Source organism: Stenotrophomonas sp. P5_A8 (genome assembly GCF_056400545.1).
Window position 1 is genome coordinate 1 of record NZ_JBFULB010000293.1, and the last position, 4,786, is coordinate 4,786.

General features: G+C 62.6%; 2 protein-coding genes. Both read right to left on the reverse strand.

Annotated elements, in window-relative coordinates; translation table 11 throughout:
* Positions 1-1,209 (reverse strand): MBL fold metallo-hydrolase (locus AC1DQP_RS16540; protein ID WP_478052030.1); only part of this gene is annotated, 1,209 nt, incomplete at its 3' end.
* Positions 1,210-1,246: 37 nt separating this feature from the next.
* On the reverse strand, positions 1,247-4,756 hold the full coding sequence (locus tag AC1DQP_RS16545) for an amino acid adenylation domain-containing protein (RefSeq protein ID WP_478052031.1): 3,510 nt from the start codon (positions 4,754-4,756) through the stop codon (positions 1,247-1,249).
* Between the last annotated feature and the right edge of the window lie 30 nt (positions 4,757-4,786).

Consider the following 4,786-nt stretch of genomic DNA (forward strand, 5'->3'; position numbering starts at 1 on the left):
CGAATCGGCACCCGAGAAGATCTTCTTGCCTGCAAACTCGAACAGCCAAGCGGCCTTGGAGCGGATGTTCAGATCTGCGTGCTCGCCCAGGAACGGGAGGTTGCGGATGGAGCCATCGACACATTGGATCGCCTCCATCTCCTCCAGTTCCTGTACCGGAAATCCGAGCTTCCCCAGCATCAGCTTCAGCGATGGATCCACCAGACTTCCTCCGCTGTTCTTCGGCACGAGCACGGTCCCAATCTTATGACGCAGCTGCAGAAGTGTTTCCAGGCACAGATGATCCATATGGGTATGGGTCAGGCACACATAGTCGATTTTCGCAGGCAGCTCACTGAAGCTGAGCACGCGGTCACCATGGCGGTCATCTCGCGCTGCAATGATCGGGTCGACCAGGATCGCTGTATGGCCAGACTCGATCAGGAGCCCGGCATGCCCCAGATAGCTCACGCGCAAGTTCCCGCCAAGTGCCACGTGTCGCACGGAGGGCGGCTCGGTGGTGAACAGATCTCTCAATGATAATTCGCCCGACTGTGCGTACCTGGAAAAGAGCATCTGCAGCTCTTCGCCACGCCGTGGCGTATCGCGCGTCGCAAAGATGGCGTCAACGATCTCATCGGCGAATGGCGCTTGCACGTGCAGGTGATTGGCGTCTGGAAGGCGGGGCGAGCTGAGCACAAACGGCCGTTCCTTGACCTTCTCCAGCAGACCGAACGCCAGACTCTGCTCCTGGGTTTTGTACAGCTTGCCCTCGTAGAGCAGCCCTTCGATAAGACGCAGCGATGGCGAGTGGCTCTGGTCGTAGACCAGTTCGACGTAACCGCGCAGCACCTCGGGAAGCCGCGCGTATAGTGGTTCGAGCGACATCCCTTTCATGGGCTCAAGCAGCTGGTTGATATCTGCCACGGCCTTGCGTACATCCAGGTAATCTGCGTGTTCTGTCTCGATGCGCGCGACCAGTGCGCGAACATCCTCCAGCTGATCCTCGCTGCAGCTTACGAAATCTCCACCGGCAAGCGTGGGATCCTTGGCGGCAGCCAGATGAAGCTGGTGGTTGGCCACGAACGATTTCATCAACCGCAAGCCGCGACCGGTGATGTTCATCGCTGCACTTACCGGAGGAATCAGGTAAGGCCAGGCATACCATTTGAACACCAGCGGTTCGAAGTAGGCGTCTTCGCGCAGGTAGTAGAGTTGATTCGGCTTCATGCTCGCATTCTCCATCTTGTTCCAGGGTCTTCCCTGCTCATATTTCCAATGTGACGGTCGTATCCGGGTTGCTCTGCCGACGCCGGGATGCGGCTTCGACGACCACGGCCATCTGCGACAAGCTGGCCGCCTCGTACAGCGTGCCGGTCTTCAGCTCTGCACTGAACCGCTCCTTCAGATGGAAGCCCAGCCTGATCAACTGCAGTGAGTTGCCTCCCAGTTCGAAGAAATCGTCATGCCGCCCGACCCGTTCCACGCCCAGGAGCTCGGCCCAGATCGCGGCCAGCACCTGCTCCATCCCCGCCTCTGGTGCGACATACCCGCGCGTGACCGAGGCATCCAGCCCCGGTATGGGCAGCGCCTGGCGATCCAGCTTGCCGTTGGGTGTAAGCGGCATTGCTGGCAGGCACACGAAGGCGCTGGGCACCATGTAGGGAGCCAGCGTCCGCGCGACCTGCTGACGCAGCACCTGCGCCGTAGGTGCAGCATCAGCATCGGCCACGTAGTAGGCAACCAGGCGCTGCTCGCCGCCCGCATCCGCCCGCGCCACCACTACAGCCTCGCGTACACCGGCACAATCTGCCAACACGGCCTCGATCTCACCCAGTTCGATACGGAATCCGCGCAGCTTGACTTGGAAATCGTTGCGACCCAGGTACTCGATGCTGCCGTCGGCGCGCCAGCGCCCCAGATCACCGGTCCGGTAGACCTTGCCACCACCACCAGCGAAGGGAACCGCGATGAAGCGCTCTGCGGTCAGTTCTTCACGCCCCAGGTATCCACGTGCCACGCCTGCGCCACCAATCAGGATCTCACCCGTCACGCCTGCCGGAACCGGCTGCAGCCGGCTGTCTACGATGTACACCTGCGTATTGCCGATCGGACGGCCGATATGCGCGATGAAGCCGCCGGCACGCGGCATTGAGACCCACGTCGAGTAGGTCGTGGTTTCCGATGGGCCATACAGATTGGACACCGTGTCGATTGCCGTTCGCTCGAACAGCCGTCCCACCAATGCAGCCTTCAGAGGCTCCCCGGCCAGATTCACCTGACGGACACCGTGCAGGGTCGCGCCCGAGTCGAGTACGGCAGCGATCGCCGAAGGCACGGTATTGACCAGCGTTGCCGTGTTCAGAACCGCACCGGCTGAAATCAGGTCCGGCACCAATACCGTTGTCGTTCCCGCAGCCAGCGGCGCGAACAACTCGAACACATGCAAGTCGAAATTGATCGACGTCGAGAAGACCACGCGCGAAAGCACCTGCGGCTCAAACTCGTGCAGGCTCCAGGCGATGAAGTTGGCGGCGTTGCCGTGTCCAATCATCACCCCCTTCGGCTTCCCGGTCGAACCAGAGGTGTATATCACGTACGCCAGATGCTGCGGCCGCAGTCCCAGGGCTGCGGTGTCGGGATCATGGTCCGGTTGCTGCTGCAGCGCCTCTTCATCCAGCCACAGCACAGCGGCGTCACTGGCCGGCACCACCTCGCGCAACGTCGTCTGGGCCAGTACGCAGCGCGGTGCGCTGTCTGCCAGCATGAAGGCCAGGCGCTCGGCAGGGTAGCCCGGGTCCAGCGGCACGTAGGCGCCACCAGCCTTGAGCACGGCCAGCAACGCCACGACCATGTCCACACCGCGCCGAAGGCACACGGCCACCCGGTCATCCGGCCCCACGCCCTGTGCGATCAACCGGTGGGCTAGGCGGTTGGCGCGGCAGTTCAGTTCGGAGTAGCTCAATTGGCAGTCTTCAAACTCCAATGCCACCGCATCACCATTGCGCCGCACCTGTGCCTCGAAGTACCCGTGCAGCAGCATGCCCTCGTCGCGGACCAGCCCGGTATCGTTGAAGTCCTGCAGCATGCGTGTACGCGCATGCTCTGGCTGCATGGGGAGAGCCGCCACGCTGGACGCGGCATCCTCCGCCATTGCAGACCACAAGATCTGCAGATGTTCTGCCCACCTTTGGACCGTCGCCTGGTCGAAGAGATCCGTTGCATACTCCAGAAGCCCTTCCAGTACATCGTTTCCTTCGCGCAGTGAAAGCGCAAGATCGAACTGGGTGGAAGAACGCGCTACCGCGCCGAGCTGCAGACTCAGGCCCGGCAGCGCGAGCGTGGTTGCCGGCGTGGTATCGAGAGTCAGCATTGTCTGGAAGACCGCGTTGTGCGCCAAGCTGCGCGGTGGCATGGCCGCATCTACGATCTGATCGAAGGGCAGCGCCTGGTGCGCAAAAGCATCCAAGGCCGTCGTCTTCACCTGGGCCAGCAGTTGGGAAACAGTCTGGCCGGGGTCGACACGAACGCGCATGGGCAGCGTATTGACGAACAAACCAACCATTGGCTCGAACTCCTGCCGCATGCGATTGGCAACAGGCGTACCCACGACGACATCTTCCTGCCCGCTCAACCGGGCCATGAGGATCGACCACCCCGCCAAAAGTGTCATGAACACGGTCGTCCCATGACGCCGCGACAGATCGCGCAGCGCCTTCGTCAGTACCGACGGCAACACGATGGAGACGCTCGCACCCGCATGCGATTGCACCGATGGCCGCGGCCGGTCGGTGGGGAGCTCAAGGAGGGCCGGTGCTCCACGTAGCTGGGATCTCCAGAACCCAACCTGGGTTTCCAGCTTCTCGCCATTCATGCGACCGCGCTCCCAACGCGCGTAGTCCGCATACTGAACGGTCAAAGGAGGCAGCGTGTCACCGACCCCTTCCAGGAAGCCTGCGTACAGCGTCGTCAGCTCACGCACCAGCACACCTATCGACCAGCCGTCCGAGACGATGTGGTGCTGGGTAACCAGCAGGATCTGTTTCTGATCGTCCAGGATCAGGAGCCGCGCGCGGATCAGTGGGCCCGTCGACAGGTCGAATGCCGCATGGGCCTCGTGCGCGCTCCACCGCTCCGCCTCCAGTGCGCGAGCACCTGCTCCAAGCGCACGCAAGTCGTGTTCGATGAGTGCGATACCCACGTCAGCCGCGGCGATTACCTGTACCGGGCTGCCCTCAACCACAGCAAAGCTGGTCCGTAGAACTTCATGCCGGGCGACGATCGCATCCAATGCATGCCGTAATGCGATGYGGTCCAGGGCGCCGGTTAGCGTCACCGCAGCCGGCATGTGATAGGCCGCGCCGGCCCTTGGATCCAACTGTGCAAGGAACCATAGGCGTTGTTGTGCAAGCGAGGGCAGCAGCGCTATCTGCCGGTCGGCCAGATCAAGCGGATCGTCTTCCGTYCCGATCGGCCCAAGCGCCGCTGCCAGGTCCTCCAGCACGGGCAGCGCGAACACATCCCGTACCGTGGCCTGGACACCGGCAGTGGCGCGTAGACGAGCCGCCAACTGCACAGCCAGCAGCGAGTGTCCTCCCAGTTCGAAGAAATCGTCATGCCGCCCGACCCGTTCCACGCCCAGGAGCTCGGCCCAGATCGCGGCCAGCACCTGCTCCATCCCCGCCTCTGGTGCGACATACCCGCGCGTGACCGAGGCATCCAGCCCCGGTATGGGCAGCGCCTGGCGATCCAGCTTGCCGTTGGGTGTAAGCGGCATTGCTGGCAGGCACACGAAGGCGCTGGGCAC